General features: G+C 64.5%; 21 protein-coding genes. 6 read left to right on the top strand and 15 right to left on the bottom strand.

Features of this window, described 5'->3' with window-relative positions; all coding sequences use genetic code 11:
- Positions 1-12: 12 nt before the first annotated feature.
- Positions 13-2,337 carry an AI-2E family transporter gene (locus tag I6F37_RS36680; protein WP_225154067.1) on the bottom strand — a complete coding sequence of 775 codons (2,325 nt, stop codon included), beginning with the start codon at positions 2,335-2,337 and terminating at the stop codon, positions 13-15.
- Between the two features lie 281 nt (positions 2,338-2,618).
- On the opposite strand from I6F37_RS36680, the gene I6F37_RS36675 reads away from it, so the two are divergent.
- The 3 genes from I6F37_RS36675 to I6F37_RS36665 all read left to right on the top strand — a co-directional run bounded on the left by I6F37_RS36675 (position 2,619) and on the right by I6F37_RS36665 (position 5,809).
- Complete coding sequence (locus I6F37_RS36675) at positions 2,619-3,914, top strand: lytic murein transglycosylase (RefSeq protein ID WP_225143357.1); 1,296 nt, start codon at positions 2,619-2,621, stop codon at positions 3,912-3,914.
- A gap of 111 nt (positions 3,915-4,025) precedes the next feature.
- Positions 4,026-4,529 (top strand): DUF1993 family protein, encoded by a 504-nt coding sequence (locus I6F37_RS36670; protein ID WP_036013837.1) that lies wholly within the window; start codon positions 4,026-4,028, stop codon positions 4,527-4,529.
- A 179-nt stretch (positions 4,530-4,708) separates the two neighbouring features.
- Entirely contained in the window at positions 4,709-5,809 is a 1,101-nt protein-coding gene (locus I6F37_RS36665; protein ID WP_225154066.1) for an alkene reductase, read from the top strand.
- A 238-nt stretch (positions 5,810-6,047) separates the two neighbouring features.
- On the opposite strand, the gene I6F37_RS36660 is transcribed toward I6F37_RS36665, so the two are convergent.
- The 7 genes from I6F37_RS36660 to glpD form a co-directional block, all read right to left on the bottom strand.
- Complete coding sequence (locus I6F37_RS36660; protein WP_225131906.1) at positions 6,048-7,790, bottom strand: ABC transporter substrate-binding protein; 1,743 nt, start codon at positions 7,788-7,790, stop codon at positions 6,048-6,050.
- A gap of 130 nt (positions 7,791-7,920) precedes the next feature.
- Positions 7,921-8,250 carry a DUF2160 domain-containing protein gene (locus tag I6F37_RS36655; protein WP_036013844.1) on the bottom strand — a complete coding sequence of 110 codons (330 nt, stop codon included), beginning with the start codon at positions 8,248-8,250 and terminating at the stop codon, positions 7,921-7,923.
- Positions 8,251-8,260: 10 nt separating this feature from the next.
- The gene (locus tag I6F37_RS36650) at positions 8,261-9,067 is read right to left on the bottom strand and encodes a carbohydrate ABC transporter permease (RefSeq protein WP_036013847.1); all 807 of its coding nucleotides are present in this window, start codon (positions 9,065-9,067) and stop codon (positions 8,261-8,263) included.
- Positions 9,067-10,041 carry a carbohydrate ABC transporter permease gene (locus tag I6F37_RS36645; RefSeq protein WP_225154065.1) on the bottom strand — a complete coding sequence of 325 codons (975 nt, stop codon included), beginning with the start codon at positions 10,039-10,041 and terminating at the stop codon, positions 9,067-9,069. The genes I6F37_RS36650 and I6F37_RS36645 overlap by 1 nt, the downstream gene beginning before the upstream one ends.
- Positions 10,041-11,126, bottom strand: coding sequence for an ABC transporter ATP-binding protein (locus I6F37_RS36640; RefSeq protein WP_225143206.1), 1,086 nt, complete (start codon positions 11,124-11,126; stop codon positions 10,041-10,043). The genes I6F37_RS36645 and I6F37_RS36640 overlap by 1 nt, the downstream gene beginning before the upstream one ends.
- A gap of 14 nt (positions 11,127-11,140) precedes the next feature.
- Positions 11,141-12,217 carry an ABC transporter ATP-binding protein gene (locus I6F37_RS36635; RefSeq protein ID WP_057026248.1) on the bottom strand — a complete coding sequence of 359 codons (1,077 nt, stop codon included), beginning with the start codon at positions 12,215-12,217 and terminating at the stop codon, positions 11,141-11,143.
- A complete protein-coding gene (glpD, locus tag I6F37_RS36630; RefSeq protein ID WP_225143208.1) occupies positions 12,214-13,764 on the bottom strand; it encodes a glycerol-3-phosphate dehydrogenase in 1,551 nt (516 codons plus the stop codon). Before glpD ends, I6F37_RS36635 begins: the two co-directional genes overlap by 4 nt.
- Before the next feature lie 242 nt (positions 13,765-14,006).
- On the opposite strand from glpD, the gene I6F37_RS36625 reads away from it, so the two are divergent.
- Both I6F37_RS36625 and I6F37_RS36620 read left to right on the top strand, forming a co-directional pair.
- A complete protein-coding gene (locus I6F37_RS36625; RefSeq protein WP_036013857.1) occupies positions 14,007-14,291 on the top strand; it encodes a type II toxin-antitoxin system Phd/YefM family antitoxin in 285 nt (94 codons plus the stop codon).
- Complete coding sequence (locus I6F37_RS36620; RefSeq protein ID WP_057026245.1) at positions 14,288-14,713, top strand: type II toxin-antitoxin system VapC family toxin; 426 nt, start codon at positions 14,288-14,290, stop codon at positions 14,711-14,713. The genes I6F37_RS36625 and I6F37_RS36620 overlap by 4 nt, the downstream gene beginning before the upstream one ends.
- Before the next feature lie 3 nt (positions 14,714-14,716).
- On the opposite strand, the gene I6F37_RS36615 is transcribed toward I6F37_RS36620, so the two are convergent.
- Positions 14,717-15,562, bottom strand: a complete 846-nt coding sequence (locus I6F37_RS36615) for a DeoR/GlpR family DNA-binding transcription regulator (protein WP_225154064.1) — start codon at positions 15,560-15,562, stop codon at positions 14,717-14,719.
- Between the two features lie 106 nt (positions 15,563-15,668).
- Entirely contained in the window at positions 15,669-16,355 is a 687-nt protein-coding gene (locus tag I6F37_RS36610) for an HAD family phosphatase (protein WP_057026243.1), read from the bottom strand.
- A gap of 152 nt (positions 16,356-16,507) precedes the next feature.
- On the opposite strand from I6F37_RS36610, the gene I6F37_RS36605 reads away from it, so the two are divergent.
- Positions 16,508-16,960 carry a nuclear transport factor 2 family protein gene (locus I6F37_RS36605; protein ID WP_036013866.1) on the top strand — a complete coding sequence of 151 codons (453 nt, stop codon included), beginning with the start codon at positions 16,508-16,510 and terminating at the stop codon, positions 16,958-16,960.
- A gap of 212 nt (positions 16,961-17,172) precedes the next feature.
- Here I6F37_RS36605 and I6F37_RS36600 read toward each other — a convergent pair whose 3' ends face one another.
- The 5 genes from I6F37_RS36600 to I6F37_RS36580 form a co-directional block, all read right to left on the bottom strand.
- Positions 17,173-17,364 carry a hypothetical protein gene (locus I6F37_RS36600; protein ID WP_036013862.1) on the bottom strand — a complete coding sequence of 64 codons (192 nt, stop codon included), beginning with the start codon at positions 17,362-17,364 and terminating at the stop codon, positions 17,173-17,175.
- A gap of 234 nt (positions 17,365-17,598) precedes the next feature.
- Entirely contained in the window at positions 17,599-17,952 is a 354-nt protein-coding gene (locus tag I6F37_RS36595; protein ID WP_225154063.1) for an acyl-CoA thioesterase, read from the bottom strand.
- A 59-nt stretch (positions 17,953-18,011) separates the two neighbouring features.
- Positions 18,012-20,108, bottom strand: a complete 2,097-nt coding sequence (locus I6F37_RS36590; RefSeq protein ID WP_225154077.1) for a 3-hydroxyacyl-CoA dehydrogenase NAD-binding domain-containing protein — start codon at positions 20,106-20,108, stop codon at positions 18,012-18,014.
- Positions 20,109-20,110: 2 nt separating this feature from the next.
- Positions 20,111-21,394 carry an acetyl-CoA C-acetyltransferase gene (locus I6F37_RS36585; RefSeq protein ID WP_057026240.1) on the bottom strand — a complete coding sequence of 428 codons (1,284 nt, stop codon included), beginning with the start codon at positions 21,392-21,394 and terminating at the stop codon, positions 20,111-20,113.
- Positions 21,394-23,661 carry an acyl-CoA dehydrogenase gene (locus tag I6F37_RS36580; protein ID WP_036013867.1) on the bottom strand — a complete coding sequence of 756 codons (2,268 nt, stop codon included), beginning with the start codon at positions 23,659-23,661 and terminating at the stop codon, positions 21,394-21,396. The genes I6F37_RS36585 and I6F37_RS36580 overlap by 1 nt, the downstream gene beginning before the upstream one ends.
- Between the last annotated feature and the right edge of the window lie 145 nt (positions 23,662-23,806).

Here is a 23,806-nt window from a genome sequence, read left to right as displayed (position 1 = left end):
GCTTCCTCTCCGCTAGGGGGCGGGATGCACCTCTCTCGAGCTATCCGACTCGACGCCTGTGGCCACTCGAGCGCTCTGGATATCGATCATCAATTGCTTCGCCATCTCCTGCAGGCGGTCACGATCCCGGTCGGTGAACTCCCGCGGCTGAGTATCAATGACACAAAGGCTGCCTACAACATGACCGGATGAAGTCCGGAGCGGGACCCCCGCGTAGAAGCGAATGCCTCGCTCCAGCACATGCGGATCGTCGGCGAAGCGCGGGTCTTCGGTCACATCCTCCGAAACCAGCATATCGCCTGCAGCGATCACATGCGCGTCGAGGGAGCCCTCGTGATTGCTCGGCAGACCTGCTTGGACTTCTTGGGCGCGGGCTTCAGCGGCGGTTAGCTGAATATGATCGACCAATGTCACCAGCGCGATCGGAACGTTGAACGCTTGCGCGACCTTTCTGGAGGCCTCGTCCAGGTCCTGGCGTTTCGAGGCGTCCAAGCCAAGTCCGCGCAGCGCGGCGAGCTGCGCACGTTCGGCGTCGGCCGTGAGCTGGGGCGTATCGCCGAGAGCTGCCGCGCGACCGACCCATGCTTCAACCTGCTCGACGCATGCTTGGAGAGAGGCGAATGCCGCGTCGGCCGCCATCTGGGTCTTGAGCTCTCCCGTCTGTTCCGTTCCGGCGATCAAATTCCAGCAGCAGGCGGCAAGCTTCACCTGTGGAGCCCGACGGCGCAGGCGACGAAAGACATAGCGGGCGTAGACCTGCGGCTGCGGGTGAAAGTAGGACAGGCACACCACGTCGACCCCCTGGAGATCGAGTTGCTCCAATGCTCCCCGACTGACCGCGATCGGCGGCAAGACCTTGGCGCCGATGGTGCGCTCCTCGAGCACCTGCGCGAGCATCTCCGCCGCTGCATGATCGAGCTCCGTGCGTCCAGCGAGACAGAGGACGCATGGTCGCTGCGCGGTGTGATTTCCCTCGTCCACTGCATTCGCTTTTTCGCGGATATGGTCATCAACCTCCCGGACAACCGAGATAGCCGTATCCGCAACGAGACGCCGGTAATTGGTGTCGATGCTGCTGCGCTGACGATCATTCTCCGCCAGGCGCAGCGCCGGAATTCCGACGTTGTCGTACAGCTCGCGTGAGGAACACTCGTCGACATAGTTCTCGGCGAACTCAACCGCCTCCTCCAGGTTGCCAGCCAATAACCGCTGGTAGAGTTGCTCCTCCGGCGCGAGCACAGGGTCGCTGCCGAGCAGAACGCCCAAGAACTCCAACTGCGGGACGTAGCGCCCCATGACGACGAGGCAGACGGTCAAAGGCGTCGCCAGAAACAGCCCGACGGGTCCCCACAGCATCGTCCAGAAGATCGCGGCGATGATAATTGCGAGGGACGACAGCCCGGTGCTGGATCCGTAGAGCCAAGGCTCGACAACATTGTTGCTGACGAGTTCAGCCGTAACGAACAAACCGACGACCCAGAACAGCATCGTCCAGCCTGGATCGACGGCGATGGCCAGGGCAACGGGAAATATAGCAGCCAGGAAAGGACCGAGGTAGGGAATGAATCGAAGTACCGCTGCGAGCAAGCCCCAAAGAATCGCGTTCGGCACGCCAACAAAGTAGAGTGCAACACCGATCGGCACGCCGTAAGTCAGATTGACAACAAGCTGCATCAGCAGATAGCGGCTGACCCGCGAGGCAGCATCGTTGATGGCCTGAGTACTCTTCTGAAGGTCACCGGCTCCGGCTAACTTGATGAATCGGTCGCGCAGGTCTTCGCGCTCGAGCAGCACGAAGATCACGAAAATGACGACCAGCCCGGAAGTCGCAAGCGGCGCCAGCAATGGACCTATGACCGATCGAATGAGCTCCAGCGGTCTCGGCTGTGGCGGCTCCACCCGCACGGTGACAGGCTCCCGACTCTCACTGCCGGTGCCAAGCCGGGAGGATGCAGCCGCCGACTTTTTCTCATCTCCCGAGATCTCTCTGCCGAGATCTTGCATCGTCGTGGTAACGGCGTCGACGACCCCGCCGCCCGGCGCGGAGCTTTGCAACGAGCGGATCTTCTCGGTGATGGTGGTCTGATAATTGGGAAGGTTGCTGGCGAGTTGGACCAGTTGGCGCCCAACGACCAAGGCGACCCCTGCGACGACGATGAAGGCAATGGAAACGGCAATTAGCACCGCTGCAATGCGGGGCACTTTCCAACGTCTCAGCCAATTGACCAAGGGCGTGAGAACGAAGCTCAGCAGGATCGCAAGGGCAAAAGGAACGAAGATTTCCCGGCCGAGATAGAGGGCTCCGATGGCTAGGACGATGCCGCCGGCCGTGAGCATGGGCGAGGTTGCGGCTCGCACGGCCGGTGTTCGTTGCGTCGACGCCGGAGGCAACTCGGCCACAGAACGAGCCTTTCCGTAACGGTTTCGACAGGTCAACCCCGATTCGGCGGGATTGATCCAACCGAGCCGATCGCTTGATTTCTGAATACATGCCCCTGCGCACCAAGGCGGGCGACCTATCGTCCTCCAGATCAGGTGCAGGGTGGGGATGGCCTGGGGCGGCCGCTTCCCCTAAACTTCGGCCGAATCCACGCCTGCCCTTCCCCGCCGGAACCCCCATGGTCCAGACCCGATTTCCGATCGCGGCCCTCGCGCTTATCGCATGCACGGCCACGGCATCCGCCCAAATGCTTCCGCCTCCTGCCAAGCCCGCAGTGCCGAAGGCCCCCTCGCCGCGCGCCGCCTCGTGCCACAATGGCGCGAGCTTCGATCGCTTCCTGACCGAGGTGAAGCAACAGGCGGTGGCCGCCGGCGTGTCGCAGCGCACGATCGCGGAGGCATCGCCCTATCTCGTCTACGACCAGGGCATCGTCAACCGCGACCGCGGCCAGCGCGTGTTCGGACAGCTCTTCACCGAATTCGCCGGCCGCATGGCCGCGGCCTATCGCATGCAGAACGGGCAGCAGCACATCAAGCAATACGCCGCGGCGTTTGCGCGCGCGGAAAAGGAATACGGCGTGCCGCCCGCGGTGATCGCCGCGTTCTGGGGCCTTGAGAGCGATTTCGGCGCCAACATGGGCAATTTGCCGACGCTGAAATCGCTGGTGTCGCTCGCCTATGATTGCCGCCGTTCGGAGATGTTCGTGAACGAGACCATCGCGGCGCTGAAGATCATCGACCGCGGCGATCTGCATCCCGACGAGATGATCGGCTCCTGGGCCGGCGAGCTCGGCCAGACCCAATTCCTGCCCGTGCACTACGTCAACTACGCGGTCGACTTTGACGGCGACGGACGGCGCGACCTGTTGCGCTCGCCGGCCGACGTGATCGGCTCGACCGCGAACTACATCGCAAACGGATTGAAGTGGCGGCGCGGCGAGCCGTGGCTCGAGGAGATCAAGGTGCCGCCGAACCTGCCGTGGGAGAAGACCGATCTCACGGTACGCGAGCCGCGCTCGACATGGGCGCAACTCGGCGTCACCTATCCCGACGGCCGGCCCTTGCCGAACGACAATCTCGCAGCCTCCGTGCTGCTGCCGATGGGACGCTTCGGGCCGGCCTTCATGGCCTATCCGAATTTCGCGGCCTACACCGAGTGGAACAACTCGCTGATCTACGCGACCACGGCGGGCTATCTCGCCTCGCGCATCGCCGGGGCCGCGCCGATGCGCAAGCCGGCTGCGCCGGTCGCGCAGCTGCCGTTCAACGAGCTCAAGGAATTGCAGCAACTGCTGGTGCGCGCCGGCTTCAACGTCGGCAAGGTCGACGGTGTGCTGGGGCAGCAGAGCCGCGCCGCGGTGAAGGCGACGCAGATCAAGTACGGCCTGCCGGCGGATTCCTGGCCGACCGCCGAGCTGCTTGCGCGCATGCGCGGCGGCACGGCGCAGGTTCTGCCCCAGACGACGGTGCGGTAGAATTTTCGCATCGCACAAGCGGCTTTCCGCGATTGCAATTTTCCATGAGGCTCCCATGTGAGTGGCTCAGGTTTCCTCCTGAGATTTCCCACCATTTGAAGCGAGCATCACATGTCCTTCTACGACGCCGTCGTCCCCGCCTATTTGCAGATGCTGAACAGCGTGACCGGGCTGCTCACCAAAGCTGAGGCGCATTGCGCGGCCAGGAAGATCGATCCCAGCGTCCTGCTCGGCTCGCGCCTCTTCCCGGACATGCTGCCGCTGTCGCGGCAGATCCAGCTGGTCAGCGACTATCCGACCAGAGGCTGTGCGCGGCTGACGCATAGCGAGGTCCCCTCGACGCCCGACACCGAAACCAGCTTTGCGGAGTTGAAGCAGCGGCTGGCGAAAACGATCGACTATGTCAAATCCTTCAAGCCCGAGCAGTTTGAGGGCGCCGACGCCAAGGACGTCACCTTTCCGATCGGCCCCGGCAAGACCATCACCATGACGGGACAGCAATTCCTGAGCTCGTTCTCGCTGCCGAACCTCTATTTCCACGCCGCGATCGCCCACGGCATCTTGCGTCACAACGGCGTCGAGATCGGCAAGCGCGATTTCCTCGGCGCGAACTGATTTGTGAAATCGCACGGCCGCGACAGTGGGATTTCGCTGTCGCAGCCGACATTGCACACGAATTATGCTACGCGCGCCCTGCCGCGCAGCTCGTCTGCACTTTGCGTATGGCTTATCCCTTGCGCCCGATGCCGCGATGCACAATTGTTCGACACCCCTCATCGCCTGGAAGCATTCCCATGAGCCGTTCGACCAAATTGTTTGAGATCTACAAGCTCGGCCCGATCACGCTGGCCAACCGCCTCGTCATGGCGCCGCTGACGCGCAACCGTGCCGTACCCGGCACCTTCGTGCCCGGTCCCCTCGCCGCCGAATATTACGCCCAGCGTGCATCCGCAGGCCTGCTGATCACCGAGGCGAGCCAGGTCTCGCAACAAGGTCAGGGCTACCAGGACACGCCCGGCATCTATAGCAAGGAGCAGGTCGCCGGCTGGCGCAAGGTCACCGACAAGGTGCATGAACGCGGCGGCAAGATCTTCATCCAGCTCTGGCATGTCGGCCGCATCTCGCATGTCGATCTGCAGGCGAATGGCGCAGCCCCGGTGGCACCGAGCGCGATCCGAGCCAAGGGCAAGACCTTCGTCAACGGCGGCTTCGCCGACGTCTCCGAGCCGCGCGCGCTCGAGCTCTCCGAGATTCCCGGGATCATCGACGACTTCAAGCGCGCCACGAAGAACGCGCTGGAAGCCGGCTTCGACGGCGTCGAAATCCACGGCGCCAACGGCTATCTGCTCGAGCAGTTCGCCAAGGACGGCGCCAACAAGCGCACTGATGCCTATGGCGGCTCGATCGAGAACCGCGCGAAGCTGATGCTGGAGGTCTCCAAGGCCGTCGTCGCCGAGGCCGGCGCCGAGCGCACCGGCATCCGCATCTCGCCGGTGACGCCGGCCAACGACATCTCGGATTCCAACCCGCAGGCCATGTACGATCACATCGTCGACGGCCTCAGCGCGCTGAAGCTGGTCTATCTCCACGTGGTCGAGGGCGCCACCGGCGGGCCGCGCGACATCGCGCCGTTCGACTATGCATCGTTGCGCAACCGCTTCTCGGGCGCCTACGTCGCCAACAACGGCTACGATTTCGACTTGGCCAGCAAGGTGCTGGACGCGAACGCCGCCGACCTCATCGCCTTCGGCAAGCCGTTCATCTCCAACCCCGACCTGGTCGAACGCTTGAAGGCGGGTGCGGCGCTGAACGACTGGGACAAGAACACCTTCTACGGCGGTGGTGCGAAGGGCTACACGGATTACCCGACGCTGGCGGCCGAGCCGGCGGAGTAGGTTCTTCTCCACACATGACGCTGGTCATGCCCCGCGAAGGCGGGGCATCCAGTACGCCGCGGCTTCTCGGTTCAACCACGACCGTCTCTGGAATAATGGATTGCCCGCCCCTGTGCGCAATTGCGCACTAGGCGGGCAATGACACCGAGGGTGTGAAAAACCCTCGCACCACTACGACAAAACAAAAAGGCCGGGATCGCTCCCGGCCTCTCGTGTTTGATATCGCTCTAAGCGCCGCTTACTTCGCTTCCGCGCGCTTGGGCGGAGTGGCGGGCCACGACTTGATCAGGGTGTCGTAGTCCACCGTCTCGCCCTTCGGCTTCTCGTTGGCGAGCTTGCGCTGCGGCGCGATGGTGCCGTCCTTCTGAGCCTTGGCGAACCAGTACTCGGCCGACTCCTTCTTGTGCAGCTTCGGACCGCAGGCGCCCTGCACGCCGGACTTCTCCAGACGCTCCAGCACGGAGTCCTGGGCCGCCGCGAGAGCATCCATCGCCTGCTGCGGCGTCTTCGCACCGGACGACGCATCGCCGATGTTCTGCCACCACAGCTGCGCGAGCTTCGGATAGTCGGGCACGTTGTTGCCGGTCGGGGTCCACTGCACGCGCGCGGGCGAGCGGTAGAACTCGATCAGGCCGCCGAGCTTCGGCGCACGCTCGGTGAACGACTTGTCCCAGATGTCGGATTCACGGATGAAGGTGAGACCGACATGGCTCTTCTTCAGGCTCACCGACTTGGAGACGATGAACTGGAGATAGAGCCAGGCTGCCTTGCGGCGATCCGGCGGAGTCGACTTCAGCAACGTGGCGGAGCCAGCGTCCTGGTAGCCGAGCTTCATGCCTTCCTTCCAATAGGAGCCGTGCGGCGACGGAGCCATACGCCACTTCGGCGTACCGTCCGCATTCACCACCGGCAGACCCGGCTTCACCATGTCGGCGGTGAAGGCGGTGTACCAGAACATCTGCTGGGCGATGTTGCCCTGCGACGGCACGGGGCCGGACTCGGAGAAGGTCATGCCCTGCGCCTGCGGCGGGGCGTACTTCTTCATCCAGTCGAGATACTTCGTGATCGAGTAGACTGCGGCCGGACCATTGGTGTCGCCGCCACGCTCCACCGAAGAGCCGACCGGGCGGCAGCCCTCCATCCGGATGCCCCATTCGTCGACCGGCAGACCGTTCGGAATGCCCTTGTCACCGTTGCCGGCCATCGACAGCCAGGCGTCGGTGAAGCGCCATCCGAGCGAGGGGTCCTTCTTGCCATAGTCCATATGGCCGTAGACCTTGACGCCGTTGATCTCCTTGATGTCGTTGGTGAAGAACTCGGCGATGTCTTCATAAGCCGACCAGTTCACGGGCACGCCGAGCTCGTAGCCATACTTGGCCTTGAACTTGGCCTTGTAGTCGGCATTGGTGAACCAGTCGTAGCGGAACCAGTAGAGGTTCGCGAACTGCTGGTCGGGCAGCTGGTAGAGCTTGCCGTCCGGCCCGGTGCCGAACGACTTGCCGATGAAGTCGTTGACGTCGAGCATGGGGTTGGTGACGTCCTTGCCCTCGCCGGTCATGTAGTCCGACAGCGCAATGGTCTGGCCGTAGCGGAAATGCGTGCCGATCAGGTCGGAGTCGTTGATCCAGCCGTCATAGACGTTCTTGCCCGACTGCATCTGGGTCTGCAACTTCTCGACGACGTCACCTTCCTGGATGAGATCGTGCTTGAGCTTGATGCCGGTGAGCTCGGAGAATGCCTTGGCGAGCGTCTGCGCCTCGTATTCATGAGTCGTGATCGTCTCGGAGACGACGTTGATCTCCATGCCCTTGAACGGCTCGGCGGCCTTGGCGAACCACTCCAGCTCCTTCTTCTGGTCCTCCTTCGACAACGTCGAAGGCGTGAATTCCGCGATCCATTTCTGGATCACGGCCTCGTCGGCGGCGCGAACCGGCGCCGAGACGGCGAACGACACCGCGATGATCGCAGCGGCGCTGGACATGGTCAGAAAACTATTCTTGGTCAATGGACCTTTCCTTCTCCTAAACTGTCGCATGTTGTTCCTCCGTTGCAGCGACAAACTTTTATACAGGCCCGGGTTGGTCCCGGATCTGGCCGTCCCTTCGCAAGCTTCAGACCGTGCGGAAAATGAGCGCGGCCGTGACCAGCGAAATTCCTGATGCGAGCCACAGGCTCGAGATTTCAAACCCCTCCTCGCCGATAGGCAGCGTAGCGATCGCGTCGGTGCCGACGAGGCCGATCCAGGCGAGGTGGATGACGGCGGCCGCGATCAGCGAGATGAACAGACGGTCGCCGCGCGTGGTCGGGATGCGCAGCACGCCGACACGCTCGGCCTCGGGATAGACCGCGGCGAGCCAGGTCATCACGAGAAGCGTGCAGGCGAGCGCGGCGAAGAAGATCGCGGTCGGCAGCGTCCAGGCCATCCATGCGATGGATTCCATTGATGCCTCCTCAGACGCGGCCGAGCGCGAAACCGCGCGCGATGTAGTTGCGGACGAACCAGATCACCAGCGCGCCCGGAATAATGGTGAGCACCCCGGCGGCGGCGAGCAGGCCCCAATCCATGCCGGCCGCTGACACCGTACGCGTCATGATCGCTGCGATCGGCTTGGCATGCACCGACGTCAGCGTGCGCGCGAGCAAGAGCTCGACCCAGGAGAACATGAAGCAGAAGAAGGCGGCGACGCCGATGCCGCTCGCGATCAGCGGCACCAGGATCTTGATGAAGAAGCGCGGGAAGGAATAGCCGTCGAGGAACGCGGTCTCGTCGATCTCGCGCGGCACGCCGGAGACGAAGCCTTCGAGGATCCACACCGCGAGCGGCACGTTGAAGATGCAGTGCGCGAGCGCGACGGCCCAGGGGGTGTCGAACAGGCCGATCGCCGAATAGAGATTGAAGAACGGCAGCGCATAGACCGCCGCCGGCGCCATGCGGTTCGACAACAGCCAGAAGAATAAATGCTTGTCACCGAGGAAACGGTAGCGCGAGAAGGCGTAAGCCGCCGGCAGCGCCACGGCGATCGAGATGATGGTGTTGAGGACGACGTATTCGAGCGAATTGATGTAGCCCGAATACCAGCTCTCGTCGGTGAAGATGCGCTTGTAGTGCTGCAGCGTCGGAGTGTGCGGCCACAGCGTCATCGTCGAGACGATCTCGCTGTTGGTCTTGAAGCTCATGTTGACGAGCCAGTAGATCGGCAGCAGCAGGAAGATCAGGAACAGCCCCATGATGAGGCGACGGCCGGGGATCGAATGCATCAGGCCACTCCTTCCCTTGGCTCGAGTGCGGGCACGGGCTTGAGCGCGGCCGCGGGCTTGGGCTCCGCCGCCGGCTCGCTCGAAACCTGGACTTTGCGTTCGACACCGGCATTGGTCATGACGGTGTAGAAGATCCAGCAGACGATCAGGATGATGAGGTTGTAGACCAGCGACAGCGCCGCGGCCTTGCCGAGGTCGAACTGGCCGAGCGCAATCTTGACCAGCTCGATCGACACGAAGGTGGTGGAATTGCCGGGCCCGCCACCGGTGACGACGAACGGCTCGGTGTAGATCATGAAGCTGTCCATGAAGCGCAGCAGCACCGCGATCAAGAGCACGCGGTTCATCTTCGGCAGCTGGATCGCCTTGAACACGGCCCAGCGCGAGGCGCCGTCGATCTGCGCGGCCTGGTAATAGGCTTCGGGAATCGACTTCAGGCCGGCATAGCACAGCAGCGCGACGAGGCTGGTCCAGTGCCAGACGTCCATCACGATGACCGTGAACCAGGCATCGACGTCGTTGGAGACGTAATTGTAATCGAAGCCCATGGCATTGAGGACGTAGCCGAGCAGGCCGATGTCGGGACGCCCGAAGATCTGCCAGATGGTGCCGACCACGTTCCAGGGGATCAGCAGCGGCAGCGCGAGAATGACGAGGCAGGCTGCGACGGTCCAGCCCTCGCGCGGCATCGACAACGCGACGACGATGCCGAGCGGCACCTCGATGGCCAGGATAACGAGCGAGAAGAACAGGTTGCGGCCGAGCGAGGCGAGAAAGCGGCCGCCGAGATCGGTGGAGGGATCGAGCAGCTCCTTGAACCAGCCGACGCCGTTCCAGAAGAACTGGTTGTTGCCGAAGGTATCCTGCATCGAATAATTCACCACCGTCATCAGCGGCAGCACCGCCGAGAAGGCGACGACCAGGAACACCGGCAGCACCAGGAACCAGGCTTTTTGGTTGACGGTCTTGTCCATCAGGCGGCTCCCTCCACCAGAAGGCTGTCGGCATAGACGTGGACGTGCGACGGATCGAATTTCAGCCCGGCGGTACCGTCCGCGCTGGTGAAGCCGCCAGGAGCGCGCGCCGCGAGCTTGGCATCACCGACGCGCACGCGCGCGAAGCGGATGCGGCCGAGGTCGTCGATGCGATCGATCCTGGCGGTGAGCAGGCCAGGTGCGGGCGCGACCACCTCGACGAATTCGGGACGAACGCCGATCTCGATCTTCGCCCCTGCAGGCAGATTGTCGTAGCTGCGGTTCAGCGCGATGACGTGGCCGTCGATCCTGGCCTCGCGCCCCCTCACCTCGGCCGGCAGGATGTTCATGCCGGGCGAACCGATGAAATAACCGACGAAAGTATGCGCCGGCTTGTCGAACAGCTCGGCCGGCGTGCCGCTCTGCACCACGCGACCGTCATGCATGACCACGACGGTGTCGGCGAAGGTCAGCGCCTCGGTCTGGTCATGGGTCACATAGATCATCGTGAGGTCGAGCTCGCGATGCAGCGCCTTCAGCTTGGAGCGGAGCTGCCATTTCAGCTCGGGATCGATCACCGTCAGCGGCTCGTCGAACAGCACGGCGGCAACGTCGTTGCGCACGAGACCGCGGCCGAGCGAGATCTTCTGCTTGGCGTCGGCGGTCAGGCGCGTGGCCTTGCGGTTCAGATAGGGCTCGAGATCGAGCAGGCGACCGATCTCGGCGACGCGCCTGTCAATGTCGGCCTTCGGCACGCCGCGGTTCTTCAGCGGAAACGCCAGATTCTCCCCCACCGTCATGGTGTCGTAGATCACCGGAAACTGGAACACCTGCGCGATGTTGCGCTTCTGGGTTGACAGCGGTGTGATGTCCTTGCCGTCGAACAGGATCTTCCCCCGCGACGGCGTGATGATGCCGGAGATGACGTTCAGAAGCGTGGTCTTGCCGCAGCCGGAGGGGCCGAGCAGCGCATAGGCGCCGCCCTGCCGCCAGGTCATGGTGACAGGCTTGAGCGCAAAGCTCTCCTGCGGCGCATCGTTGCCGCCGTAGGAATGGGCGAGATCGACGAGGTCAATGCGGGCCATGGCGCATCTCCCTCCTAAGAGCCCGGTGCCGCGACCAGACGGTCGGCGGCATCGAAGACGAAGACATCATTGGGATCGAGCACGGCATCGAGCATCTGGCCCGGCTCGAACTCGTGCACGCCGTGCAGCACCGCCACCCAATTCGATCCGTCGCGGGTCAGATGCACGAAGCTCTCCGAACCCGTGATCTCGGTCACCGTGACAGTGGCGTGGAAGGCGTGACGGTCGGCCTCGCCATTGGCAAGCCCGAGCTGATGGGCACGAAAGCCGACGCGATAGAAGCCGTCGGGCAGACCGGCATAAAGCCCGGACGCGGGCGCTGCACTCCCGCCCGCATATTGGACCATGCCGTTCCCCTTCTCGAGGCCCACGAGATTCAGCGGCGGATCCGAAAACACCTGCGCAACGCGCAAGGTCTGCGGCCGGCGATAGACATTGGTGGTCTCACCCATCTGCAGCGCCTGGCCCTCCCACATGCACACCGTGTTGCCGCCGAGCAGCAGCGCCTCGGTCGGCTCGGTTGTGGCATAGACGAAGATCGCGCCGGAGGCCTCGAAGATGCGCGGCAGCTCCGCCCGCAGCTCCTCGCGCAGCTTGTAGTCGAGATTGGCGAGCGGCTCGTCGAGCAGCACGAGGTCGGCACCCTTGACCAGCGCGCGTGCGATCGCGGTGCGCTGCTGCTGGCCGCCGGAGAGCTGGAGCGGCGTGCGCTTCAGGAACGGCTCGAGCCGCAGCAGCTTTGCGGCCTCGGCGACGCGCGCCTCGATCTCGTCGCGCGGCTTGCCCTGCACGCGCAGGGGCGAGGCGATGTTCTCGTAGACCGTGAGCGAGGGGTAGTTGATGAACTGCTGGTACACCATCGCGACCGAGCGCTGGCGCACGTCGGCGCCGGTGACGTCCTTGCCGTTGACGAACACCTTGCCCGTGGTCGGCTTGTCGAGGCCGGCGAGCAACCGCATGATGGAGGTCTTGCCTGACAGCGTCGGCCCGAGCAGCACGTTGAGCGTACCGCTCTCGAGCGTCAGCGAGACGTCACGGATGTGCGGCACGCCTTCCACGGTCCGGGTCACGTGATCGAGTGTCACGGTCATGAGCGTCCTCCCGTTTCCAGCAGGGGACTTTGCGCCACGGCATGGCTCCTGATCCAGTCGTCGAGGGTCGCGATCTCGTCGGCAGATAGTCGCAGGCCGAGCTTGGAACGGCGCCAGACCACGTCGTCGGCGGTGACGGCCCATTCGTTGGCCATGAGATAGCGGACCTCGCGCTCGGTTAGCGTGGCGCCAAAGGCCTGGCCGAGATCCGCAGCCGATTTTGCATCGCCGAGCAGCTTGATGGCACGGGTGCCATAGGCGCGCGCCAGGCGCCGCGCATGCTCATGGCTGAGGAAGGGATAGCCGCGCTGCAGCTCGGCGATCAGGCCGTCGATGTCGGATACGTTCATGTCACCGCCCGGCAGCGGCCATTTGCCGGTCCAGCCTTCGCGCGCTTTCGCACTGCGCAAGTAAGGCGCAAGGCGCTCCAAGGCCTCTTCGGCGAGCCTGCGATAGGTCGTGATCTTGCCGCCATAGATCGACAGCAGCGGCACGCCGCCGGGCGTGTCGAGCTCGAACACGTAGTCGCGCGTCGCGGCCTTGGCCTCGCTGGCGCCGTCGTCATAGAGCGGACGCACGCCGGAATAGGTCCAGACCACGTCGGCGGGCGCGACGGGCTTGGCCAGATATTCGCTGGCCGCCTTGCAAAGATACTCGATCTCTTCAGGCGTCGCCTTCACCTTGGCAGGATCGCCGTCATAGTCGCGGTCGGTGGTGCCGATCAGCGTGAAGTCGTCCTGGTACGGGATCACGAAGATGATGCGGCCATCGGCATTCTGGAACATGTAGGCGCGGTCGTGGTCGTAGAGCTTCTTCACGACGATGTGCGAGCCCTGCACCAGGCGCACCTTGGCTTTCGCATTCACGCCGGCGCCGCGGCCGAGCACGTCCTCGACCCAGGGTCCGCCAGCATTGATCAGCGCCTTGGCCTGGATCTGCGAGCGCGCGCCGGTCAGCGTATCGACCATGCTGACGGTCCAGACGCCGTCCGACTGGCGAATCTCGGTGGCGCGGGTTCGGGTGCGGATCTCGGCGCCCTTGTCGGCGGCATCGCGCGCATTGAGCACGACGAGGCGGGCGTCGTCGACGAAGCAGTCCGAATATTCGAAGGCGCGGCTGTAGCGGTTCGGGATCAGCGGCTTGCCGACCTCATCGCGCTTGAGATCGACCGAGCGGGTCGCCGGCAACAGGTGACGGCCGCCGATGTGATCATAGAGGAAGAGGCCGAGGCGCAGCAGCCAGGCCGGGCGCAGGCCGGCGTGATGCGGCAGAACGAATCGCAGGGGCCGGATGATGTGGGGCGCGATGCCCCAGAGGATCTCGCGCTCGATCAGGGCCTCGCGGACCAGCCGAAACTCGTAATATTCGAGATAGCGCAGGCCGCCATGCACGAGCTTGGTCGACCACGACGATGTCCCGCTCGCCAGATCGTTCATTTCGCACAGGAAAACGGTATTGCCGCGGCCCACCGCGTCACGCGCAATGCCGCAGCCGTTAACACCGCCTCCGATGATGGCGAGATCGAAAATACGCTCCAACAGACGCATCCCCCGGCGACCGCCCGTTCCATCAAGCGGCTACTTTCGCTTTTGATTAGATCACACCGAAAAACGAAAGCAAGATGAAAGAGAGGCGAAAGGAAGCGAAAGCGGAAGTTTCTTGGTGAGCAAGAGGAGTTCATGTTGGGCAGCGCCACGGCGATTTGGGAGGCACCAGCACCTTGATTGGTCAGCGTCGAGCGATTATAGTCATACTAGTCAAAATGGTTTAGTCAAAATGGTTTATCCCTATGGTCAATCGTAACGTTGAACCCGACGCGCTTCCAACGAATGACAGCTGGACGTTGGCCAATGCCAAGGCGCGACTGTCCGAGGTGCTCGACCGCGCCCAGACCGGCCCGCAGGTCATCACCCGTCACGGCAAGCCGAATGCCGTCATCGTTTCCGTCGAGGAATGGGCGCGCAAGACAGCGCGTAAGGGCACCCTGGCCGAATTCCTGCTGGCCTCGCCATTACGCGGCGTTGACCTTGAACTCGACCGGCTGCACGACGCGCCACGCGACGAAGTGCCATGAACCTTTTGCTGGACACCAACGTGCTTTCGGAAGTTCAGCGGCCCGCGCCTTCGCCAAAAGTTGTGGCATGGCTGGATAGGATCGATGAGGACCGTGCGTTCATCAGCGTCGCCTCGATCGCCGAGCTTCGCCGTGGCATCGCATTGCTTGAGGATGGTCGCCGACGCACCGCGCTGGCCGTCTGGCTTGCCCACGATTTGCCTGCGCGGTTTGCCGAGCGCGTCCTGCCGATCGACCAAACAGTGGCCGAGCGTTGGGGTGACCTCATGGCGCAGAGCCGCAAGAGCGGCGTCGCATTGTCCGTCATGGACGGCTTCTTTGCGGCGACTGCGCTGGTCAACGATCTCACACTCGTCACACGCAACGTGAAGGATTTTGCGGCCTTCGGCGTTCCGCTGCTCAACCCGTGGGACGGCGCTTAGCCTCTATCTCAGCCGCACCACTGGCGCGGCTTCCGGTGCGGCATCCTGCACCTCGGTCGACGCATCGTCGACCTCCGCGCCCTTCGGCATCGCCTCGACCACCTCGATGCCCTTGCTGTGGCAGATGGTGGCGAGGCGCTCGGGCAGCTCCTGGTCGGTAACGAAGGTCTGGATCTGGGTGATGTGGGCGATGCGCACCGGCGCGCTGCGGCGCAGCTTGGTGGAATCGGCGACCAGCATGACGCTGCGGGCATTGGCGATGATGGCCTGCGCCACCTGCACCTCGCGATAGTCGAAGTCGAGCAGCGCCCCCTCCTCGTCGATCGCCGAGGCGCCGATGATGGCATAGTCGACCTTGAACTGTCCGATCAGCTGCGTCGCGGTCGAGCCGACCACGGCGCCATCGGCGCGCCGCACCGTGCCGCCGGCGACCACCACCTCGATGCGCGGATGGCGATAGAGCAGCATGGCGACATTGAGGTTGTTGGTGATGACGAGCAGATCCTCATGCGAGGTCAGCGCGCTCGCGACCTCCTCCGTCGTGGTGCCGATGTTGATGAAGAGCGAGCAGCCGTTCGGGATCAGCGAGGCGGCGGCAGCCCCAATCGCCTTCTTCTCGTCGGCGGCGACGAAACGGCGCGCCTCATAGGCGAGGTTTTCCACGCCCGAGGCGATGATGGCGCCGCCATGGATGCGGGTCAGCGATCTCCGCTCACAGAGATCGTTGAGATCCTTGCGGATGGTCTGCGCCGATACCTCGAAGCGGCGCGCGAGCTCCTCGACCATGACACGGCCGGAGGCGCGCGCGATGTTGAGGATTTCGGCTTGGCGATGGGTCAATCCGGTCACGGCAGAGGCCTCACATCAGAATAATGCATGGTGCGGCGGTTCGCGCCTGCGGTCAATGCGGACGCCGATCACGGTTGACGGATGAAGGTCCTCACCATGCCATTTCTTACCACCCCATGGCACTTGCAAGACGTGCGAGCAGCGTCGGGTCGTCGAACGCGCTGGCGGAGGCGACCGCGCCTGCTCCAACCAGGTCAGCATGGCTGAGGCTGGTGCGGATGCCGACAGTCGGAATGCCGGCGGCCGTTGCGGACTGCACGCCGGTGCGGGAGTCCTCGAATGCGATCGAGGCTCGCGGGCTCGCGCCGACGAAACGCAGCCCCTCCTGATAGGGCAGCGGATGCGGCTTGCCGTGCGGCAGCTCGGCGCCGATCACCAGCGCCTTGAAACGATGCGTGATGCCGAGTCCTGAGAGCAGCAGCTCGGCGTTGAGACGCGGCGCGTTGGTCACGGCGACCATGGGGATGCCGGCGCCATCGGCGCGGTCGAGCAGCGCCATCAGGCCCGGCAGCGGCGCGATCTGCCCGGCCACCAGCGTGCGGAAGACCTCCTCCTTCTCTTCGAGGATGAGGGCGCGCCGCTCCGGCGCCTCGTGGGGCAGAAAGCGATCGCCGATGGCGACATTGGCGAAGCCCTGCAGCTCGAGGGAGAAACGTGCGTGATCGAAGACGTGTCCGTGCGGGCCGAGCACCTGGTTGAAAGCCTTCAAGTGCAACGGATCGGTGTCGGCGAGCGTGCCGTCGATGTCGAACAACAGCGCCCGGCCCATTCCATCGTGTTTGGTCTCGATCATTTCCGTACTTTCCCAAATGCGCGGCGCATCGATGCGGAAGGCGTATCAATACGGCCTCGATCGCGCAATGACGCATCCACATGAGGCAGGTGACACTCGACAAAGTCGCGTGCGACTGCAACACTGATTGCAAGATCAAAAAGGAGGAAACGATGACGATCAACCGACGGGATCTGGCTCTCTCGACGCTCGCCGTGTCCGCGCTTGCGTTCGCCACGCCGGCGCTCGCCGCTTCGGCAGACGAGGACGCCGTGGCGAAGAGGGTCGAGGCCTTCCGCCTCGCCCAGATCGCGGCCGATCCCAAGGCGCTCGGCGCGCTCTGCGCGGAGGAACTGAGCTACAGCCATTCCAGCGGCAAGGTCGAAGACAAGGCGGCGTTCATCGCCAACGCCACCGACGGCAAATCGAAGTTTCTGTCCATCGAATACAAGGATCCCACCATCAAGGTCGTCGGCCCCGCAGCGATCGTGCGTTTCCACTGGCTGGGCGAGCAGGAGATGGCGGCCGATGGGAAAAAAGTATCGACCAACCTTCACATCCTGATGAACTGGCAGAAGCAAGGCGACGAGTGGAAGCTGTTGTCGCGGGCGGCGACGAAGTTGTGATGATTGCCCTCACCCTCTCCCCTTGCGGGAGAGGGTGGCTCGCCGCGTAGCGGCGAGACGGGTGAGGGGTATCTATCCGCGTGTCTATCTCTCTGCTGAATTCGCTGAAGCAACCCCAGCGCTTCGCGCCACCTTCTCCCGCAAGGGGAGAAGGAGGGCAGCGGCGCGCTCGGCAAAAAATTCCGACCACGCCTCGCGGGCCGGAATGACAGTTACGCCGCCTCCTTCACGTCGCCATTCACCAGCCTGCGCGCGGCGCGCTCGGCTTCGCGGGCGTTGCGGAAGAGCTGGCCTTCGAGACGGTTGAAGCGGTGCGATGAGGCGAAGAAGCAGTAGCCTCCAGAAGAACGAACGACGATACCTGCGGTCTGCGAATCGACTTCGATGATGTAGCTGTCCGGCATAGTCCGTGGCTTCCTCAGTGCGGGCAAACAACGGCGCTCCTGCCCAAAGGTTCCCAAGGGCATTTGCGGCCGTTTCCACCCCGAATCGACACGCAATTGAGTACGCCGGGACCTCATCCGTTTTATGACTGGTTCTTGACTGGTTCTTGGCGAAGCCGCGACGATGTGACTTGCTCGTGCCGCGTTCTGCGGCGCTGCAAGGCCTGGCAAGATGGGACAGTGCGTCGCGCGCGATTACGTCGCGATCGGCGGATCGTTTTGCTGGATCGCCTGGGGACGGCCGTGGTCGTCGATCGAGACGTAGGTGAAATGACCGTCGGTGACGAGGAACGGATGCAACTCCTTTCGCCGCAATGCCCAGGCCTCGAGATGCACGGTCAGCGAGGTGCGCCCGACGCGCACGAGATTGGCGTAGACCGAGACGAGATCGCCGACATAGACCGCTTTGCGAAAATTCATCGCCTCGATCGCGACCGTCACGGTGCGCGACCGCGCGACCTTCGAGGCGAACACGCCGCCGCCGACGTCCATCTGGCTGAGCAGCCAGCCGCCGAAGATGTCACCATTGGCATTGGTGTCGGCCGGCATCGCCAGCGTGCGGATGCAGAGATCCCCGCGGTCCGGTCGCTTGTTCGCTCATATGGCTCTCACTTGAAATTGTCCCAGCCCGGATCGGGCGCGAAGCGCGCGCCGAATCGTTCCGCCAGCGCGCGCAGAGTGGATACGATGTTCTCCACGCCGCGCGTGCGCGCGTAATTCAGCGGGCCACCGCGGAAGGGTGCATAACCGGTGCCGAAGATCATGGCGCCGTCGACCGCGTCGGCATCGTCGACAATGCCCTCGCGAAGCGCCGCGACGCAGACATTGGACATCGGCAACACCAGGCGGTCGATCATCTGGTCGGTGACCCGCGGTCCGGTCTCCGGCAACGCTGCTTTCTCCGCCTTGCCGTCCTTCCAGGTGTAAAAGCCCTTGCCGGTCTTGCGGCCGAGCTCGCCCTTCGCGACCTTCTCGCGCAGCCAGGCCGGCGTCGGCGGCAGGAGATCGCCGAACTTGGTGCGCAGCATGTCGCCGACGTCGAGGCAGATGTCGAGCCCGACCTGATCGGCCAGCTCGATCGGACCCATCGGCATGCCGAACTGCTCGGCCGCTTCATCGATCAGACGCTGGTCGATCTTCTCGTCCAGCATCACCATCGCTTCCAGCATGTAAGGCGTCAGCGCGCGGTTGACGAGGAAACCCGGCGAGCTCTTTACAGGAAGCGGCAGACGGTCGATCGCGCCGACGAAGGCGAGCGCCTCTTTCAGCACGTGTGCATCGTTGCCGTCATGGCTGACAACCTCGACCAATTGCAGCCGCGACACCGGGTTGAAGAAATGCAGGCCGACCAGCCGCTCCGGCCGCGCCAGCGTGGTGCGCAGATCCTGCAGCGGAATGCTGGACGTGTTCGTCGCAAGGATGGCTCCGGGCTTCATCCGCGGCTCGAGTCCGGCATAGACCTTCTGTTTCAGCTCCAGCTTTTCCGGCACCGCCTCGATAATGAGGTCGGCGTTGCGGACGCCCTCGCCGTCCATGTCGGGGATCAGGCGATCGAGCGCGTCGCGCACGTCGGTGGGCTTGCGGATGATCTTGCCGTAGAGGTCGGCCGCGCGCTTGACCGCGCCTGCGATCGGCTCCGGCTTCATGTCGGCGAGCGACACGCGAACGCCCTGCCCCGCACACCAGGCCGCGATGTCGCCGCCCATCGCGCCGGCGCCGATGACGTGGACATGCTTCACCGTGCTGCCGGCGCCTGCCGCCTTCTTCATCTGCTCGCGCAGGAAGAAGACCCGGATCAGATTCTGCGCGGTCGGCGTCACCATCAGCTTGGCGAACGAGGCCTGTTCGGCCTTCAGCATCGCGGCCTTGCTGCCGCCATGTGCTTCCCAGAGATCGATCAGCGCATAGGGCGCTGGATAATGCTCGCGCGATGCGGCCTTCGCGGCCTCCGCTCGCATGCGCTTGGCCAGCAGGCCGCGCACCGGCCCGAGATTGGCGGCGCGCGCCAGCAGTCCAGGCTTGGCCCGCTTCAGACGGCCGAACAGCGCATCCTTCACCGCGCCCTGGACATGCCGCTCCTGCGTCACGGTGTCGACGAGGCCGAGCGATCTGGCTCGGCGCGCATCGATGGTGCGCCCGGTCAGCATCAGCGCCATCGACTGCGTCGGATTGACGAGCGCAGTGAAACGCGCGGTGCCGCCAAGGCCGGGATGCAGGCCGAGCATCACCTCCGGGAAGCCGAAGCGCGCACCTTCGATCGCGATGCGCGCCTGGCAGGCCAGCGCCACCTCGAGGCCGCCGCCGAGGCAGAAACCGTGGATGACCGCGACCGTCGGCAGCCTCAAGGCTTCCAGATGGTCGACCACCGCATGCGCGGCGCGGATGCGCGTCTCCACCATGCCGGCATCGCTGGCCCCGCGGAATTCATTGACGTCGGCGCCGGCAATGAAGCCGGACGGCTTTGCCGAGCGGATGACGAGACCGGCGGGACGCTCGGTCTCGATCGCCGCGAGCACAGCGTCGAACTCCTCCATCACGTCGGAGGACAGGGTGTTGGCGCTGGCATCAGCGCGGTCGAACAGCAGCCAGGCGACGCCGTCTTCATCTCGCGTCAGCTTGAAGTGCTTGTAGGGACCATCCGGCGCAGGGCGCGGCCCGAGCTCCAGCACGCGGTCGGCGAGCACGGTCATGATCTTGGAATCCATGGTCATACCGCCTCGATCAGCATGGCGCCGCCGAGCCCGCCGCCGATGCATTCGGTGGCAATTCCGCGCCGCGTGCCGAGCCGCTTCATCGCATTGACGAGATGCAGCACGATGCGATTGCCGGAGGTGCCGACGGGATGGCCGAGCGAGATCGCGCCGCCGTCGACGTTCAGCCGCTCGCGGTCGATCTCGCCGGCCGCGCCGTCGAGCCGCAATATTTCGCGGCAGAACTTGTCGTCGTTCCAGGCGGCGAGACAGCCGAGCACCTGCGTTGCGAAGGCCTCGTTCAGCTCCCAGGTCTCGACGTCCTTGAGGGTGAGGTCGTTGCGCGTCAGCAGCGGCGTCACCGACATCACCGGACCGAGCCCCATGATGCTGGGGTCGAGCGCGGCCCAATGGCTGTCGACGATCGCAGCTTTCGGCGTCAGCTTGTGCTTTGCAACGGCAGCGTCAGAGGCGAGGATCACCCAGGAGGCACCGTCGGTGATCTGGGAGGAATTGCCGGCGGTAACCTGGCCCCACGGGCGCTCGAACACCGGCCGGAGCTTGGCGAGCGTCTCCGCCGTGGAGTCCGGACGCACGCCATCGTCGTGGTCGAAGAACTTGCCGTCGCGGGAAAACGCGGTTTCGACCTCGCCCTTCAGATAACCCGCGCTTTGCGCATGCGCGAGCCGGCGATGGCTGTCGGCCGCGTAGGCATCCGACTGCGCGCGCGTGATGCCGAAGAGATGGCCGACGACCTCGGCTGTCTGGCCCATGTTCAGCTCGGTGACGGGATCGGTCAGGCCGCGCTCGAGGCCGATGATCGGCTTGAGATCGCGCGGCCTCAGCTTGAACGCCGAGGCGAGCTTCGCGGCCATGCCCTTTGCGGTGGCAAGGCCGGCGAACCAGCGCACGCCGGAATTCGGCCAGACCAGCGGCGCGTGGCTGAGCGCCTCGGTGCCGCCGGCCAAAACCATATCGGCATGGCCTTCGCGGATATAGCGGTAGGCGGTGTCGATCGACTGCATGCCCGAGCCGCAATTGATCTGCACGGTGAAGGCGACCATGTCCTCGCCCATGCCGAGCCGTAGCGCGGCGACGCGGGCCGGGTTCATCTCGTCCGCGATCACGTTGACGCAGCCGAGGATGACCTGGTCGAAGCTATCGGGCGAGAACGGCTGGCGCGCCAAGAGCGGTCGGCCGCATTGCACGGCGAGATCGACCGGCGTGAACGGCCCTGGCCCCGAACGCGCCTTCAGGAACGGCGTCCGGCTGCCGTCGACGATGAATACCGGTCGTGCCATCAGCTCGCCGCCCTCTGCTCACCGAGTTCCTGGAAGAACTGATGCACATTGACGGTTTTCTTGTAAATCGGCGACAGCGCCTCCGGCGCAAAATCGTCGACCTCTATCACTTTTGTGACGGCTTCGCGGGCAGCGGCGAGTTGCTCGCCCTCGGCTTGCGTGATTACGCCCTTGGTCACCGCCTCCTTCCAGTCGCGGATATGCGCAGCACGCATGCGCCTGGCGATCGCATCCGTCGCCGCGACCAGCTTGAACGCGCGCTCCAGCCGGGCAAAGCCGCCGTCGTCGTCGACATGGGCCAGATCCGGCGTGAGGCGATCGCGTGCCGCGGACGGCTCCAGCACGATGGCAGCGCATTGGTGCACGATGCGGTCGGACGGGCCGAGCACGCGGGCGCCGAACGGCTGCACCACGAGCCTGAGGAAGCCGGCGACGAAGCGGTTCGGCAGATTGGCCAGGATTTCGGCAAGCCGGTTCTCGATGGTTTTGAACCCGGTCGCCATGCACCATTCCAGCGCGGCAAAATCCTCCTTCTGCCGCCCCTCGTCCTGCCAGCGCTTCAGCGCGGCCGAGAGCAGATAGAGCTCGGACAGGATGTCGCCGAAGCGGGCCGACAGCATTTCCTTGCGCTTGAGCGCGCCGCCGAGCGTCAGCAGCGCCATGTCGGCACAGAGCGCGAAGGCCGCCGAGTAGCGCGAGAGCTGGCGATAGAAGGGCGTGGCATCGCCCGCATCGGGCACTGGGGCGAATGCGCCAAAGGTCCAGCTGCGACCCATGGCGCGGAAGAGTGTCCTGAAGCTGTGGCCGACATGCTTCCAGAACGCCTTGTCGAACGCGCCGAGGCCGCGCTCGCGATCGGTATCTGCGAGCGCGTTCATCTCGTCGAGCAGGTAAGGATGGGCGCGGATGGCTCCTTGTCCGAACACGATGAGATTGCGGGTCAGGATGTTGGCGCCTTCCACTGTGATGCCGACGGGCACGGCGCGGTGGAGATTGCCCAGATAATTTTGCGGACCGTCGATCACGGCCTTGCCGCCATGAATGTCCATGGCATCGTCGACCGCAGTGCGCATCCGCTCGGTCGCGTGCAGCTTCATGATGCCGGAGATGACGGCGGGATGGATGCCGGCGTTCAGTGCCGCGCAGGTGAGCCGGCGCGCGGCGTCGAGCTGGTAGGCGGTCGCGACGATGCGGGCGAGCGGCTCCTCGACGCCTTCGAACTTGGAGATCGAGATGCCGAACTGCTCGCGGATGCGCGCATAGGCGCCGGTGGTGCGCGCGGCATAGGCGGCCCCGGCCGCCGACAGCGACGGCAGCGAGATGCCGCGGCCGGCGGCGAGCGCCGTCATCAGCATCTTCCAGCCCTGCCCCAGCCGCTCCTTGCCGCCGATGACGTAGTCGAGCGGGATGAAGACGTCCCGGCCCCAATTCGGGCCGTTCTGAAAGACCTGCATCGAGGGCAGATGACGCTGCCCGATCTCGACGCCGGGCAGGTTCGTCGGGATCAGCGCCACGGTGATGCCGAGCTCTTCCCGGCTGCCCACGAGATGATCGGGATCATAGGCCTTGAAGGCGAGACCGAGCAGCGTCGCGACCGGACCGAGCGTAATGTAGCGCTTGTGCCAGTTGAGGCGGAGGCCGACCACCTCGCGACCCTCGAATTCGCCCCTGCAGATGATGCCGGTGTCGACCATCGAGGCGGCGTCGGAGCCGGCTTCCGGGCTGGTGAGGCCGAAGCAGGGAATCTCGCGGCCGTCGGCGAGGCGCGGCAGCCAGCGCTGCTGCTGCTCTGTGGTGCCGAAGCGCATCAGGAGTTCGCCCGGGCCGAGCGAGTTCGGCACCATCACGGTGACCGCGGCCGCGATCGAGCGCGTCGAGATCTTGCGCACCACTTCCGAATGCGCGTAGGGCGAGAAGCCGAGGCCGCCGTACTCCTTCGGGATGATCATGCCGAAGAATTTCTCGCGCTTGACGAAGTGCCAGACGTCCGGCGGCAGGTCGCGCGATTCCCAAAAGATCTTCCACTCATCGAGCATCGCGCAGAGCTCGTCGACGGGGCCATTGAGGAAGGCCCGCTCCTCGTCCGTCAGCGTCGCCTGCGGGACCTTCAGCAGCTTCGACCAGTCGGGGTTGCCGGTGAAGAGATCGGCATCCCACCAGACGTCCCCCGCCTCCAGCGCCTCGCGCTCGGTGTCGGACATCGCCGGCAGCACGCCGCGCGCCCATGAGAAGATCGGCTTTGTGATGGTGTCGCGGCGGAAGCTCATGGCGGACCTCATGCATCGGCGCGGTTTTCGGGCATTTTAGCGGAAAGTGGCTGGCGGAGGCGAGCATCTCGCCTGCAACATTGACGCGGCCGGGCGGCCGCCCGAGCCATAACGGCGGGGGCGGGGGTGCAGTTCCGGGAGTGTC

The sequence above is a fragment of the Bradyrhizobium sp. NBAIM08 genome, from assembly GCF_020193935.1.
Classification (GTDB): domain Bacteria; phylum Pseudomonadota; class Alphaproteobacteria; order Rhizobiales; family Xanthobacteraceae; genus Bradyrhizobium; species Bradyrhizobium yuanmingense.
This window is presented reverse-complemented; position numbering and strand designations above follow the sequence as displayed.